Consider the following 13,456-nt stretch of genomic DNA (forward strand, 5'->3'; position numbering starts at 1 on the left):
ATGCTTCATGGTGGAAATCGGATAGACGGCTTTGATTCAGAATCAAAACCGTCGTGAGCGTCCGGGAAGGAAGCCGAAATGTGGACCAAGCAGAAACGTAAATCTATTCGCGGCCGATTTGTGCTGCCCGTTTTGACGGCTGCGTTTCTGAGCTATTTCGGTTTTCACGCCTATCATGGCGAATTTGGTCTCTATTCTCGTATTCAGCTCGAACAACAGAAAAGCCTTCTGACGCAGCAGCTTGAAAAAGTGACTGCCGATAGAGCTGCGCTTGAAAAGCGAGTCACGCTTCTTCGTGATGGGACGATTGAAAAGGACATGCTTGACGAGCAGGCACGCAGAGCGCTTAATCTCTCCCACGCTGATGAAATGACAATTATCATTTCTCGGGAAGATCGATCAAATTAACTGAAATCCAGTTAATTGTCTTTTTGTGATATGTTTTTAAGGGCTTGGCGGCATAGCAGCTATGCTCTACGTGCATATTGTATCTTGTAAATTGCCCGTATAACGTCACAATAGAACGACAATCGTAGAGCGCCGCGCGTCCTTTGTGTGCGTGAAAGGGCTCTGATAATTTGAATCGACGCATGTTGCTTTCAAAATCGATGCTGGTTTTGGGTGCATGCTATAGGGAGCGAGATATGGCACCGAAGGCTAATAAAGCGTCGGCTGGAAAATCGCAGGCGTCTTTTGGGAATGTTCCCAAGACACCAGCACCGGCTGATTTCAATAAAGAGCAGGAACTGAACGCCTACCGCGAAATGCTGTTGATTCGCCGTTTCGAAGAAAAGGCCGGTCAGCTTTACGGTATGGGTTTCATTGGTGGCTTCTGTCACCTTTATATTGGTCAGGAAGCTGTCGTCGTCGGTATGCAGACAGCACTTAAGGAAGGTGATCAGATTATCACCTCCTATCGTGACCATGGTCATATGCTGGCAACTGGCATGGAAGCGCGTGGCGTTATGGCAGAGCTCACCGGCCGCCGTGGGGGGTACTCCAAGGGCAAGGGCGGCTCCATGCACATGTTCTCCAAGGAAAAGGGCTTTTACGGCGGCCACGGTATCGTTGGTGCTCAGGTTCCTCTTGGAACAGGTCTTGCCTTTGCGAATAAGTATCGCGGCAATGACAATATCTCGGTTACCTATTTCGGTGATGGCGCTGCCAATCAGGGCCAGGTCTATGAAGCCTTCAACATGGCATCGCTGTGGAAGCTTCCGGTGATTTACGTGATCGAAAACAACCGCTATGCAATGGGTACGTCGGTTTCGCGTTCATCCGCTGAAACGGATTTCTCAAAGCGCGGTGTTTCGTTCAACGTTCCGGGCATCAATGTTGATGGCATGGATGTTCGCGCCGTTGCTGCTGCTGCGGAAGCGGCCGCTGAATGGGCACGTGCTGGCAAGGGCCCGCTGATCCTTGAAATGGAAACCTATCGTTATCGCGGTCACTCAATGTCCGATCCTGCGAAGTATCGCTCGAAGGATGAAGTGCAGAAGATGCGTTCCGAGCACGATCCGATTGAACAGGTTAAACAGCGCCTGATCGAAAAGAACTGGGCCACTGAAGAAGAGCTGAAAGAAATCGACAAGGAAGTCCGCGACATCGTGGCTGATTCTGCCGAATTCGCTCAAAACGATCCAGAGCCGGATGTTTCCGAGCTCTACACGGATATTCTGCTCTAGTTCGGGAAAGGTGTTGACATGCCCGTAGAAATTCTCATGCCCGCCCTTTCTCCAACCATGGAAGAAGGCAAGCTTTCCAAATGGGTGAAAAAGGAAGGCGACAAAGTTACATCCGGTGATGTGATTGCCGAAATCGAAACCGACAAGGCAACGATGGAAGTCGAAGCTGTTGATGAAGGCACAATCGGCAAGATTCTCATCGAAGAAGGCACGGAAGGCGTGAAGGTTAATACGCCGATTGCTATTCTGCTCGGTGAGGGTGAAAGCGCCTCCGACATCGGTTCCGCACCTGCTGCAAAAGCAGAGGCACCGAAGGAAGAAGCAAAAGAAGCGCCAAAGGCTGAAGAAAAGAAAGCCGATAGCGTGCCTGCTGCTCCAAAGGTTGAAGTTGCATCTGATCCAGATATTCCAGCCGGGACAGAAATGGTTTCGATGACGGTGCGTGAAGCACTGCGCGATGCCATGGCCGAAGAAATGCGTCGTGACGACGATGTCTTCATCATGGGTGAAGAAGTTGCCGAATATCAGGGCGCCTACAAGATTACGCAGGGTCTTCTTGACGAATTCGGCCCACGCCGCGTTGTCGATACCCCGATCACTGAGCATGGCTTTGCTGGTATCGGTGTCGGTGCTGCTATGGCTGGCCTCAAGCCAATCGTCGAATTTATGACCTTCAACTTCGCCATGCAGGCGATTGACCAAATCATCAATTCGGCTGCCAAGACGCTCTATATGTCGGGTGGTCAGATGGGCGCACCAATGGTGTTTCGTGGTCCTTCGGGCGCTGCTGCGCGCGTTGGTGCACAGCACTCCCAGTGCTATGCCGCATGGTACAGCCAGATTCCGGGCCTCAAGGTCGTCATGCCTTATTCGGCGGCTGATGCGAAGGGTCTTCTCAAGGCTGCAATCCGTGATCCAAATCCGGTCATCTTCCTTGAAAACGAAATTCTCTATGGCCATCATTTCGATGTGCCGAAGCTCGATGATTTCGTGCTGCCAATCGGCAAGGCCCGCATTCATAAGCAGGGCAAGGACGCGACCATCGTTTCGTTCGGTATCGGCATGACCTATGCGGTCAAGGCTGCTGACGAACTGGCTGCACAGGGTATTGACGTTGAAGTTATCGATCTGCGCACCATCCGTCCAATGGATATTCCAACGGTTGTTGAATCGGTCAAGAAGACCGGTCGTCTCGTCACCGTTGAAGAGGGCTTCCCGCAGTCTTCCGTTGGTACGGAAATTGCTACCCGCGTTATGCAGGAAGCTTTTGATTATCTCGATGCGCCAATCCTGACGATTGCTGGCAAGGACGTTCCGATGCCATATGCGGCAAATCTCGAAAAGCTGGCTCTGCCAACTGTAGCAGAAGTGGTGGAAGCGGTGAAAACCGTGACCTACACCGCCTGAGGAGGTACTGGACATGCCGATTAAGATCACCATGCCAGCGCTTTCGCCAACCATGGAAGAAGGCAATCTTTCCAAGTGGCTGGTCAAGGAAGGCGACAAGGTAACGTCCGGCGATGTGATCGCCGAGATCGAAACCGACAAGGCGACGATGGAAGTCGAAGCTGTCGATGAAGGCACTGTTGCCAAGCTGGTCGTTCCTGCGGGTACGCAGGGCGTGAAGGTCAACGCGCTGATCGCAATTCTCGCCGAAGACGGCGAGGATGTTGCTGAAGCTGCGAAAGGCGGCGATTCTGCTCCTGCACCAAAGGCCGAAACGCCTAAGGAAGAGCCGAAGAAGGAAGCTGCGCCTGCGGCAGCTTCGGCTCCTGCAAAAGCTGACGCGCCAGCGGCTGCACCGGTAGAAAACAAGGGTGAGCGCGTTTTCGCGTCCCCGCTTGCTCGTCGCATCGCCAAGGATGCAGGCGTTGATGTTGCGGCTGTAAAAGGCACTGGTCCTCATGGCCGTGTTGTTCAGCGTGACGTTGAAGCTGCAATCAAGTCCGGCGGCACGAAAGTTGCATCGGTCGCACCACAGGGAGCGGCATCGGCTCCAAAGCCTCAGTCGGATGATGCCATCCTCAAGCTCTTTGAAGAAGGCACATACGAAATTGTTCCTCATGACGGTATGCGCAAGACCATTGCCCGCCGTCTGGTCGAATCGAAGCATACTGTTCCGCATTTCTATCTGACCATCGATTGCGAACTTGATGCGCTTCTGGCTCTGCGTTCGCAGATCAATTCGGCTGCACCGCTGATCAAGACGGAGAAGGGCGAGGTTCCGGCCTACAAGCTTTCTGTCAATGATCTGGTGATCAAGGCTGTTGCTCTTGCACTGCGTGATATTCCTGAAGCCAACGTCTCATGGACCGAAGGCGGCATGATCAAGCACAAGCGTGCGGATGTCGGTGTTGCTGTGTCCATTCCAGGCGGTCTGATTACGCCAATCGTGCGTCAGTCAGAATCGAAGACGCTGTCTGCCATCTCCAATGAGATGAAAGACCTTGCCAAGCGTGCGCGTGATCGCAAGCTCAAGCCTGATGAATATCAGGGTGGTTCGACCTCTGTGTCCAACCTCGGCATGTTCGGCGTGAAGGACTTTGCCGCGATCATCAACCCACCACATGCGACGATCTTTGCAATTGGTGCAGGTGAACAGCGTGCAGTGGTTAAGAACGGTGAAATCAAGGTTGCGACGGTTATGTCTGTCACCCTTTCCACCGATCATCGTGCCGTTGATGGTGCTTTGGCTGCTGAACTTGCACAGGCCTTCAAGCGTCACATCGAAAACCCGATGGGTATGCTGGTCTGATATGATTGAACGCCGCGTGTTGTCTGACATGCGGCGTTTGCTTATTTGTAAGCCGACAGAGGTCGGCGATCCGGGAATGCGCACCGCTAAGAATATGCGTATGATGCCGCTTCCCGTTTTCTGATAGATCAAAGGCAGGATAAAATGGCCGACATCTACGACGTTATTATCATTGGATCGGGACCGGGCGGTTATGTCACCGCTATCCGCGCAGCGCAGCTTGGTCTTAAGACCGCGATTGTCGAGCGCGAACATCTGGGTGGAATTTGCCTCAACTGGGGTTGCATTCCAACCAAGGCGCTGTTGCGTTCGGCGGAAGTGCTGCATCTGGGTGAACATGCCAAGGATTACGGCCTCAAGCTTGAAGGCTCGATCAGCGCTGATGTGAATGCAGTTGTTGCGCGTTCGCGTGGCGTGTCGGCGCGTCTGAATGGTGGCGTTGCCTATCTGATGAAGAAGAACAAGATCGACGTGATCTGGGGCGAAGCCAAGCTCGTTAAGGGTGCTTCCGGCAACACGCCAGCAGAGATTTCGGTCGGTAAATCATCGAAGCAGCCGATGCAGCCGCAAAATCCGGTGCCGAAGGGCGTGCTGGGCGAGGGCAGCTACAAGGCCAAGCACGTGATTGTTGCAACCGGCGCACGTCCTCGTTCGCTGCCGGGTATCGAGCCGGATGGCAAGCTGATCTGGACCTATTTCGAATCGATGGTGCCGCAGGCGCTGCCAAAGTCGATGGTGGTGATGGGGTCCGGTGCTATCGGCATTGAATTTGCATCTTTCTACAATGCCATGGGCGTTGATGTGACGGTTGTTGAATTGATGCCAAACATTATGCCAGTTGAAGATGTGGAAATTTCCACCTTCGCGCGCAAGCGTCTGGAAAAGCTCGGTCTCAAGATCATCACCGAAGCCAAAGTGACCAAGGTCGAGAAGGGCACGGATTCCGTGACCGCTCACATTGAAACCAAGGACGGCAAGGTTGAAAAGCTCACCGTTGATCGTCTGATTTCAGCTGTCGGCGTTCAGGGCAACATTGAAAATCTCGGCCTTGAAGCGCTTGGCGTGAAGACAGATCGTGGCTGTGTTGTCATTGACGGCTATGGCAAGACCAATGTTGAAGGCATTTATGCCATTGGTGACGTTGCCGGTCCTCCGATGCTCGCTCACAAGGCTGAGCATGAAGGTGTGATTTGCATCGAAAAGATTGCCGGCCTGCCGAATGTTCATTCGCTTGATAAGCTGATGATCCCGGGCTGCACCTATTGCAATCCGCAGGTTGCATCGGTTGGTCTGACGGAAGCCAAGGCCAAGGAACAGGGCTTTGACATTCGTGTCGGTCGTTATTCCTTCTCGGCAAATGGTAAGGCCATTGCGCTGGGTGAAGATCAGGGGCTGGTCAAGACGATTTTTGATAAGAAAACCGGGCAGCTGCTTGGCGCGCACATGGTTGGCGCGGAAGTGACCGAACTTATTCAGGGCTTTGTCGTTGCGATGAACCTTGAAACCACGGAAGAAGAGCTGATGCATTCGGTCTTCCCGCATCCAACCCTTTCTGAAATGATGAAAGAAAGCGTTCTGGATGCCTATGGGCGTGTGCTGAACGCATAACGAAGAGGTGGTCACATTCCGCTGATTGATAATGGAGGGCCATGGCGGCGCGCCGCATGGCCCATGATTAAATGGTGTACCGTTGGTGGTCTTGCGCTTGGCTTTGCTGTCGGGAGCTTGAGCCTGATCGGCGGAAACACCATATCGGTCAATGGAATGGCGATTGCTGGCTGGTACGGCGTCTGGACACTGGCCTTTGCACTCGGATTTGGCGGACTTCTGTTTGGCCTGATCTGGGCACTGGTGTTCAGAGCATTAGGAATGGCGGCGAGACGGTAAGCCGCAGTATATTGACGATGTCTCCGGGCGTGCCAAGTTGACAGGGTAGAAGCCAGAGATTACGAACCGGACCCAATTTAGAAGCGTTTCAGATTTGTGATAGCTTCGGATAGGCAGGAAACAGCATGGTTACAGTTCTCGACACGGTGAACCAGAGACGTCTTCGTCATCCGGAGAAGGCACATCGTCCGGACAATGAAATCCTGAAAAAGCCGGAATGGATCCGCGTTAAGGCTCCTGTTTCACGCGGTTATAATGAAACGCGTGAGATTGTTCGTTCGAACAAGCTTGTGACCGTTTGCGAAGAAGCCGGTTGCCCGAATATTGGCGAGTGCTGGGAAAAGAAGCACGCAACCTTTATGATTATGGGTGAAATCTGCACGCGCGCCTGTGCGTTCTGTAATGTTTCAACCGGCATTCCGAAGGCTCTCGATCCGAATGAGCCGGAAAGTGTAGCACGAGCCATCAAGCAGATGGGCCTTACCCACGTTGTGATCACTTCTGTTGATCGTGATGATCTGGCCGATGGTGGCGCGCAGCATTTTGCCGATGTCATTCGCGCGATCCGCGAGGCAACACCGAAGACCACGATTGAAATTCTCACACCTGACTTTCTTCGCAAGGAAGGCGCGCTTGAAATCGTGGTCAAGGCACGTCCTGATGTGTTCAATCACAATCTGGAAACGGTTCCGTCGAAATATCTCAAGGTTCGTCCGGGCGCTCGTTATTTCCATTCGATCCGTCTGTTGCAGCGCGTGAAGGAACTCGATCCGACAATCTTCACAAAATCCGGGATCATGGTCGGTCTTGGCGAAGAGCGGAACGAAATCTTGCAGCTTATGGATGATCTTCGTTCGGCTGACGTGGATTTTATGACCATCGGTCAGTATCTGCAGCCAACCCGCAAGCACCATCCGGTGATCCGCTTCGTCACGCCAGACGAATTCAAGTCTTTTGAAACGATTGGCCGTACCAAGGGCTTCCTGCTGGTAGCGTCCAGCCCGCTGACGCGTTCATCACACCATGCCGGTGATGATTTCGCGAAGCTCAAGGCTGCGCGCGAAGCGCAGGTTGCAGTACAGGCTTAAATTCGCATGCCGCAATTCACCAACGTCAGACGCGTTCATCACAGGGCAGACGAAATGTTTGCCCTGGTTTCGGACGTGGAAAAATATCCGCAATTTTTGCCGATGTGTGAGGCTTTGTCCGTTCGTTCTCGTAAAGAGAAAGACGGCAAGACGCTTCTGATTGCCGATATGACGGTGGGCTATAAGCTGATCCGCGAGACGTTTACCAGCCAGGTGCTTTTGAAGCCTGAAGAAAACGTCATCGACGTGAAATATGTCGATGGTCCGTTCCGCTATCTCGACAATCGCTGGACTTTTAAACCGGTTGGGGACGGTTCGGAATGCGATGTCGAGTTCTTCATCGATTATGAATTCAAAAGCCGCACGCTTGGGCTTTTGATGGGGTCAATGTTCGATCTGGCGTTCCGCAAGTTTTCGGAAGCCTTTGAGAAGCGCGCCGATGCGATTTACGCTTAAGAATTAAGCGCTTCTAAAACCAGTCCCAGCGCGGACAGCACTGTTTCGTGACGAATATCTTCGCGCGATTTTTCACCAAAGCGGCATTCTTTATGCAACGTGGCAAAGCCTTTGCGTGCGCTGGCAATATGCACGAGGCCGACCGGCTTTTCTGCCGATCCACCACCGGGCCCAGCAATGCCTGTCACGGCAATGCTGATGCCTGCGCGGGAGTTGTGAAGCGCTCCTTCCGCCATGGCGATTGCCACTTCTTTTGAAACCGCGCCCAAACGATTGATCAATTCCATCGGAACGCCGATCATTTCATTCTTGGCTTCATTGGAATAGGTGACAAAGCCACGATCCACCACATCGGACGAACCGGCAATATCGGTGAGTGCTGCCGCGATCAGCCCGCCGGTGCAGGATTCTGCTGTCGAAATCATAATGCCGTGTTTGCGGCAGGCATTGAGTACGTCGGTGGCATGGGATTCCGCAATAAGCGTCATTCTGGAACCTCACCGGGATAGATCACAGTTGCCGTTACAATAGCAGCAATGCCTTCGCCACGACCCACAAAACCCATCTTCTCGTTGGTGGTTGCTTTGACAGATACACGATCCTGCGAAATTCCAAGCATGTTGGCCATGGATTCCATCATTGCGGGGCGGTGGGGGCCGATCTTTGGTTCTTCTGCGATGATCGTCACATCGGCATTGGCAATGCGGCCACCCGCTTCACGCACGATCTTGACCGCATATTCAACGAAGATGTGCGATGCGGCACCTTTCCATTGCGGATCGGATGGCGGGAAGTGCGTGCCGATGTCGCCTGCGCCGCGTGTGGCAAGAAGCGCATCAGTCAGGGCATGCAGAGCCACATCGGCGTCCGAATGACCATTCAGTTTCCTGTTATGCGGAATGGCCACGCCGCAAAGCGTGACATGATCGCCGGGTTCAAAGCTGTGAACGTCATAGCCATTGCCGGTGCGAATATCTGGAAATGAAGTCATACCTTGCCTCAAACGTTTATCGGCCATTTCAATATCTTTGGCCCATGTCAGTTTTGTATTGTCTGGGGAACCTTCAATGATGCGCACGGGCAGGCCAAAAGCCTCTGCAATGGATGCATCATCGGTAAAGTCTGAGCGGCCGCTAAGATATGCCTTTTCATGCGCATCAAGGATTGGCGCAAAAGGAAAAGCCTGCGGTGTTTGCGCGGAAAAAAGACCAGCTCGTGGAACTGTTGTTTTTACGGTTCCATCACTGGCCGATTGTTTCAGCGTGTCGGATACAGCAAGTGCTGGCAATACGCCTTCTGTTGGTGTCAGCGTGCCGAATATGCCTTCAAGAAAACTCTGGTTGATGAAGGGGCGCACACCATCGTGAATAAGCACATAGTGCGGTGCATCATTTTTCAGTGCCAGCAATCCAAGCCGTGTTGATTCCTGTCGCGTTGGGCCGCCAATGACGACACGCACGTTTGAATAGTGCCCGGTGATGGCATTTTCATAGAGATTGCGATCATCGGCATGAATGACCACGATGATCTGCTCAATCGCAGAGCATTGCGCAAAAACCCGCAGTGTGCGCGAAAGCACAGCTTCGCCGCCGATGCGCCGATATTGTTTCGGCCCTTCGATGCTTTGTCCTGCCCGTTCGCCGCGTCCTGCGGCTACGATCACTGCTGCTGCCCGTGAAATCTCGCTCGCCTTTGCCAAAAGATTCATCTCGTTCAATGCCGAATAATGCCTTGCGCAAATAATTGCCACACCGCAATGGATTTATCCGCATGAGCATGCGCTTTTCCTTGCGTTCAACACGTCAAATGATTAAAGTGTGTGCTAATTGCATCATGCACACCAAATGAGCATATCTTGATCACTCCTCTCGGTCAGCCTTTAAGCATAGGCAATGTGGTTGTTCCAAACCGCATATTTCTGGCGCCTATGTCCGGCGTTTCTGATCTTCCATTTCGAAAACGTGCCGCCGAAGCCGGTGCGGGAATGGTTGTTTCGGAAATGGTTGCAAGCGCTGAACTCTGCAATCGTCATAAGGAAAGCCTGTTGCGTCTCTCCGGTGAGGGGCTTGGCACGCATGTGGTGCAGCTTGCTGGCCGTGAAGCGCATTGGATGGGCGAGGCAGCCAAGATCGCTGAAGGCGAGGGCGCTGATATTATCGACATCAATATGGGGTGCCCTGCCAAAAAGGTAACGGGTGGCTATTCCGGTTCTGCGCTGATGCGCGATCTGGACCATGCGATGACCTTGGTTGAGGCAACGGTAAACGCTGTGAAAGTGCCGGTTACGCTCAAAATGCGTCTTGGCTGGGACGAAAACAGTATCAATGCGCCGGAACTTGCAAAACGTGCTGAAGATGCGGGTATCGCCATGGTGACGGTTCATGGGCGCACGCGCTGTCAGTTCTATGAAGGCAAAGCGGACTGGGACGCAATTCATGCGGTGCGTGATGTGGTAAAAATCCCTTTGGTTGCCAATGGCGACGTGTCGTCGCGTGAAGATGCGGAAGAGTTGCTGCGCCGCTCAGGTGCCGATGCCGTGATGGTTGGGCGCGCTTCTTATGGCCAGCCGTGGCTTGCGGGACTTATCGCCGGCAGTGATTTTGCACCGCAATCCCGCGATGGAATTCTTTCTTATATTATAAGACATTACGAAGATATGCTCGACCATTATGGCAGCAAGACAGGTATTCGCCATTCAAGAAAACATCTTGGTTGGTATCTGGATCGTCATGCGGGTGAAGCATTCACTCAGACAGATAAGGCTGAAATCATGACGCTCACTGATCCTCAAGCGGTTATTGCGGCGCTTTCCCGCGTTTTTCTGCGTGAAGCAGACAGAAAGGTCGCATGATGGGTAGGGGTGAAACGAACAGCATTCCGGCAATCATACTGGATGCGATCAATCAGCCTGTGATTATGGTCGGTGCCGACAATCATATTGTCTATGCGAATATGGATGCGGAACAGTTTTTCCGCTCAGGCTCTTCCATTTTGGCGCGCAATCGTCTCGAATCCTTTTTGCCTTTCGGGAGCCCTTTGCTGGCTCTGGTGGATCAGGTGCGCACAGCGCAAGTGCCGGTCAATGAATATCGCGTCGATATTTCATCGCCCAAACTGGGTGCCGAACGTATTGTCGATCTTTATGTTGCGCCGGTCATCGAAACGCCGGGGGCAGTGGTTATTCTGTTTAAAGAAAAGACCATGGCGGAGAAAATCGACCGCCAGATGACCCATCGGGGCGCTGCACGTTCGGTGACAGGTCTTGCTTCCATGCTGGCGCACGAGATCAAGAATCCACTTTCTGGCATTCGTGGCGCAGCGCAATTGCTTGAACAGGTTGTTGGCGATGAAGATCGCCCGCTGGCTCGACTGATTACCGACGAAACGGATCGTATTGTGAAGCTTGTCGATCGCATGGAAGTGTTTTCCGACGAACGTCCAATCGAACGCACGGCGGTCAATATTTATTCGGTGCTGGACCATGTGAAGACATTGGCGCGAAACGGTTTTGCGCGGCATATCCGTTTTATTGAGGAATATGACCCGTCATTGCCGCCAGTTTACGCCAATCGCGACCAGCTGGTGCAGGTATTTCTCAATTTGGTGAAAAATGCTGCGGAGGCACTGGGTGATCGCGAAGGTGCGGAAATTACGCTCTCGACAGCGTATCGTCCGGGGATTCGCCTGCAAGTGCCGGGTGCGAGTGATCGGGTGGCTTTGCCCCTGGAGTTCTGCGTGCAGGATAATGGTCCGGGCGTGCCAGAGGATATGCTGCCGCATCTGTTTGATCCGTTTGTGACGACCAAGACCAATGGATCGGGGCTTGGACTGGCGCTGGTTGCCAAAATCATTGGCGATCATGGCGGGGTGATTGAATGCGACAGCCATCCATCGCGCACCACATTCCGTATTCTTATGCCGCAGTGGAAAAGTTCTGCCGATAATATGTCTGCAAAGACAGGAGACAAAGCATGATAGCCGGACGTCCGACAGGAACGATACTCGTCGCAGACGACGATGCTGCAATTCGTACAGTGCTAAATCAGGCATTGTCGCGCGCAGGTTTTGATGTTCGGGTTACGTCCAATGCGGCCTCGCTCTGGCGCTGGGTCGCGGCTGGCGATGGCGATCTGGTCATTACAGACGTCAATATGCCGGATGAAAATGCCTTTGATCTGTTGCCGCGCATCAAGAAAATGCGCCCTGATCTGCCGATTGTGGTGATGAGCGCGCAGAATACATTTATGACTGCGATCCGCGCTTCGGAAGCGGGGGCGTATGAATATCTGCCAAAGCCTTTCGATCTGACGGAACTGATCAATATTGTTGGGCGCGCGCTTTCCGAGCCAAAGCATAAGCCTGTTGCGGTTGCTCCTGATGAGCAGTCGGAACACATGCCACTGGTCGGTCGCTCGCCTGCAATGCAGGAAATCTATCGCGTCTTGGCGCGCATGATGCAGACAGATCTCACCATGATGGTGACAGGTGAGTCGGGTACGGGCAAGGAACTGGTAGCGCGCGCGCTTCATGAATATGGTCGCCGTCGCAAAGGGCCGTTTGTTGCTATTAATATGGCTGCAATTCCGCGCGATCTGATCGAATCTGAACTGTTTGGCCATGAAAAAGGTGCCTTTACCGGGGCGCAAAGCCGCTCAAGCGGTCGTTTTGAGCAGGCCAATGGCGGCACACTGTTTCTTGACGAAATTGGCGACATGCCGATGGAAGCGCAGACGCGTCTGCTACGCGTGCTACAGCAGGGCGAATATATGACGGTTGGTGGCCGCACACCGATCAAGACCGATGTGCGGATCGTGGCTGCAACCAACAAGGATTTGCGCCAGCTCATCGCGCAGGGGCTTTTCCGTGAAGATCTCTATTATCGTCTGAATGTTGTGCCTTTGCGCCTGCCACCACTTCGTGAGCGCAGCGAAGATGTGCCCGATCTCGTGCGCCATTTCTTTAAGCGGGCAGCGGAAGAAGGGTTGCCAGAAAAGCGTATCACCGCGGCAGGCTTTGATATGATGCGCCGTTATCCTTGGCCGGGTAATGTGCGTGAGCTCGAAAACCTGGTGCGCAGGCTCGCCGCGCTTTATCCGCAGGATGAAATATCTCCCGAAATCATTGAAGCCGAGCTTAAGTCTGAGCTTGCCAAGCCGGATGCCCCGGCAGTTGTTTCGGGTGATCTGGAAAACATCACCATCTCGCAGGTGGTGGAGCAGAATATGCAACGCTACTTCGCATCATTTGGTGCGGATCTGCCGCCGCCAGGGCTTTATCATCGTGTGCTTGCCGAACTGGAATATCCGCTGATTCTGGCGTGTCTTACGGCAACGCGCGGCAACCAGATCAAAGCGGCTGAGATTCTCGGGCTTAATCGCAATACGTTGCGCAAGAAAATCAGAGAACTTGGCGTCAACATCTATCGCGGCGCCAAGCAATAAGCCGCCGTTGGTGAACGCACGATAATTTCGCGAAATTTGATCAGTGCGCCTTTTGATCTGATTTATCAGATCGGCGCTCTTGTTTGGTGTTTGTGCATTATCCAGCGTAAGGCCGCGTCGCAGTTTTGCTGGAAATGCTATTAA

The 13,456-nt window shown here is 53.1% G+C and carries 13 protein-coding genes; 11 read left to right on the top strand and 2 right to left on the bottom strand.

Annotated elements, in window-relative coordinates:
* The first annotated feature begins 78 nt into the window (after nt 1-78).
* The 8 genes from ABE527_RS06950 to ABE527_RS06985 all read left to right on the top strand — a co-directional run bounded on the left by ABE527_RS06950 (nt 79) and on the right by ABE527_RS06985 (nt 7,871).
* The gene (locus ABE527_RS06950; protein ID WP_396997009.1) at nt 79-408 is read left to right on the top strand and encodes an FtsB family cell division protein; all 330 of its coding nucleotides are present in this window, start codon (nt 79-81) and stop codon (nt 406-408) included.
* 236 nt (nt 409-644) lie between these two features.
* Complete coding sequence (gene pdhA / locus ABE527_RS06955; RefSeq protein ID WP_499696486.1) at nt 645-1,685, top strand: pyruvate dehydrogenase (acetyl-transferring) E1 component subunit alpha; 1,041 nt, start codon at nt 645-647, stop codon at nt 1,683-1,685.
* A gap of 18 nt (nt 1,686-1,703) precedes the next feature.
* Nucleotides 1,704-3,092 (top strand): pyruvate dehydrogenase complex E1 component subunit beta, encoded by a 1,389-nt coding sequence (locus ABE527_RS06960; protein WP_265984635.1) that lies wholly within the window; start codon nt 1,704-1,706, stop codon nt 3,090-3,092.
* A 13-nt stretch (nt 3,093-3,105) separates the two neighbouring features.
* Nucleotides 3,106-4,440 (top strand): pyruvate dehydrogenase complex dihydrolipoamide acetyltransferase, encoded by a 1,335-nt coding sequence (locus ABE527_RS06965; RefSeq protein ID WP_499696487.1) that lies wholly within the window; start codon nt 3,106-3,108, stop codon nt 4,438-4,440.
* Nucleotides 4,441-4,584: 144 nt separating this feature from the next.
* Nucleotides 4,585-6,048, top strand: a complete 1,464-nt coding sequence (lpdA, locus tag ABE527_RS06970) for a dihydrolipoyl dehydrogenase (RefSeq protein WP_499696488.1) — start codon at nt 4,585-4,587, stop codon at nt 6,046-6,048.
* Nucleotides 6,049-6,111: 63 nt separating this feature from the next.
* Entirely contained in the window at nt 6,112-6,327 is a 216-nt protein-coding gene (locus ABE527_RS06975; RefSeq protein WP_265984752.1) for a hypothetical protein, read from the top strand.
* Nucleotides 6,328-6,452: 125 nt separating this feature from the next.
* On the top strand, nt 6,453-7,415 hold the full coding sequence (lipA, locus tag ABE527_RS06980) for a lipoyl synthase (protein ID WP_265984639.1): 963 nt from the start codon (nt 6,453-6,455) through the stop codon (nt 7,413-7,415).
* Between the two features lie 6 nt (nt 7,416-7,421).
* The gene (locus ABE527_RS06985) at nt 7,422-7,871 is read left to right on the top strand and encodes a type II toxin-antitoxin system RatA family toxin (protein ID WP_499694618.1); all 450 of its coding nucleotides are present in this window, start codon (nt 7,422-7,424) and stop codon (nt 7,869-7,871) included.
* On the opposite strand, the gene ABE527_RS06990 is transcribed toward ABE527_RS06985, so the two are convergent.
* Both ABE527_RS06990 and ABE527_RS06995 read right to left on the bottom strand, forming a co-directional pair.
* A complete protein-coding gene (locus tag ABE527_RS06990; RefSeq protein WP_499696489.1) occupies nt 7,868-8,359 on the bottom strand; it encodes a CinA family protein in 492 nt (163 codons plus the stop codon). The genes ABE527_RS06985 and ABE527_RS06990 overlap by 4 nt on opposite strands.
* Nucleotides 8,356-9,579 carry a bifunctional 2-C-methyl-D-erythritol 4-phosphate cytidylyltransferase/2-C-methyl-D-erythritol 2,4-cyclodiphosphate synthase gene (locus tag ABE527_RS06995; RefSeq protein ID WP_499696513.1) on the bottom strand — a complete coding sequence of 408 codons (1,224 nt, stop codon included), beginning with the start codon at nt 9,577-9,579 and terminating at the stop codon, nt 8,356-8,358. Before ABE527_RS06995 ends, ABE527_RS06990 begins: the two co-directional genes overlap by 4 nt.
* 150 nt (nt 9,580-9,729) lie before the next feature.
* Between ABE527_RS06995 and dusB the strand changes: the two genes are divergently transcribed.
* The 3 genes from dusB to ntrC are packed head-to-tail and all read left to right on the top strand — an operon-like array spanning nt 9,730 to nt 13,312.
* Nucleotides 9,730-10,722 carry a tRNA dihydrouridine synthase DusB gene (dusB, locus tag ABE527_RS07000; protein ID WP_499696514.1) on the top strand — a complete coding sequence of 331 codons (993 nt, stop codon included), beginning with the start codon at nt 9,730-9,732 and terminating at the stop codon, nt 10,720-10,722.
* Nucleotides 10,719-11,846 carry a two-component system sensor histidine kinase NtrB gene (locus ABE527_RS07005; RefSeq protein ID WP_499696490.1) on the top strand — a complete coding sequence of 376 codons (1,128 nt, stop codon included), beginning with the start codon at nt 10,719-10,721 and terminating at the stop codon, nt 11,844-11,846. Before dusB ends, ABE527_RS07005 begins: the two co-directional genes overlap by 4 nt.
* The gene (gene ntrC, locus ABE527_RS07010) at nt 11,843-13,312 is read left to right on the top strand and encodes a nitrogen regulation protein NR(I) (RefSeq protein WP_499696491.1); all 1,470 of its coding nucleotides are present in this window, start codon (nt 11,843-11,845) and stop codon (nt 13,310-13,312) included. The genes ABE527_RS07005 and ntrC overlap by 4 nt, the downstream gene beginning before the upstream one ends.
* Nucleotides 13,313-13,456: the final 144 nt, after the last annotated feature.

The organism is Brucella sp. TWI432 (assembly GCF_039674445.1).
Taxonomy (GTDB): Bacteria; Pseudomonadota; Alphaproteobacteria; order Rhizobiales; family Rhizobiaceae; genus Brucella; species Brucella chromiisoli.

Excerpts from the sequence above, each read along its gene's own strand:
- ABE527_RS06950 (WP_396997009.1), top strand. The coding sequence starts at position 79 with ATGTGGACCAAGCAGAAACGTAAATCTATTCGCGGCCGATTTGTGCTG.
- pdhA (WP_499696486.1), top strand. The coding sequence starts at position 645 with ATGGCACCGAAGGCTAATAAAGCGTCGGCTGGAAAATCGCAGGCGTCT.
- ABE527_RS06960 (WP_265984635.1), top strand. The coding sequence starts at position 1,704 with ATGCCCGTAGAAATTCTCATGCCCGCCCTTTCTCCAACCATGGAAGAA.
- ABE527_RS06965 (WP_499696487.1), top strand. The coding sequence starts at position 3,106 with ATGCCGATTAAGATCACCATGCCAGCGCTTTCGCCAACCATGGAAGAA.
- lpdA (WP_499696488.1), top strand. The coding sequence starts at position 4,585 with ATGGCCGACATCTACGACGTTATTATCATTGGATCGGGACCGGGCGGT.
- ABE527_RS06975 (WP_265984752.1), top strand. The coding sequence starts at position 6,112 with ATGATTAAATGGTGTACCGTTGGTGGTCTTGCGCTTGGCTTTGCTGTC.
- lipA (WP_265984639.1), top strand. The coding sequence starts at position 6,453 with ATGGTTACAGTTCTCGACACGGTGAACCAGAGACGTCTTCGTCATCCG.
- ABE527_RS06985 (WP_499694618.1), top strand. The coding sequence starts at position 7,422 with ATGCCGCAATTCACCAACGTCAGACGCGTTCATCACAGGGCAGACGAA.
- ABE527_RS06990 (WP_499696489.1), bottom strand. The coding sequence starts at position 8,359 with ATGACGCTTATTGCGGAATCCCATGCCACCGACGTACTCAATGCCTGC.
- ABE527_RS06995 (WP_499696513.1), bottom strand. The coding sequence starts at position 9,579 with ATGAATCTTTTGGCAAAGGCGAGCGAGATTTCACGGGCAGCAGCAGTG.
- ABE527_RS07005 (WP_499696490.1), top strand. The coding sequence starts at position 10,719 with ATGATGGGTAGGGGTGAAACGAACAGCATTCCGGCAATCATACTGGAT.
- ntrC (WP_499696491.1), top strand. The coding sequence starts at position 11,843 with ATGATAGCCGGACGTCCGACAGGAACGATACTCGTCGCAGACGACGAT.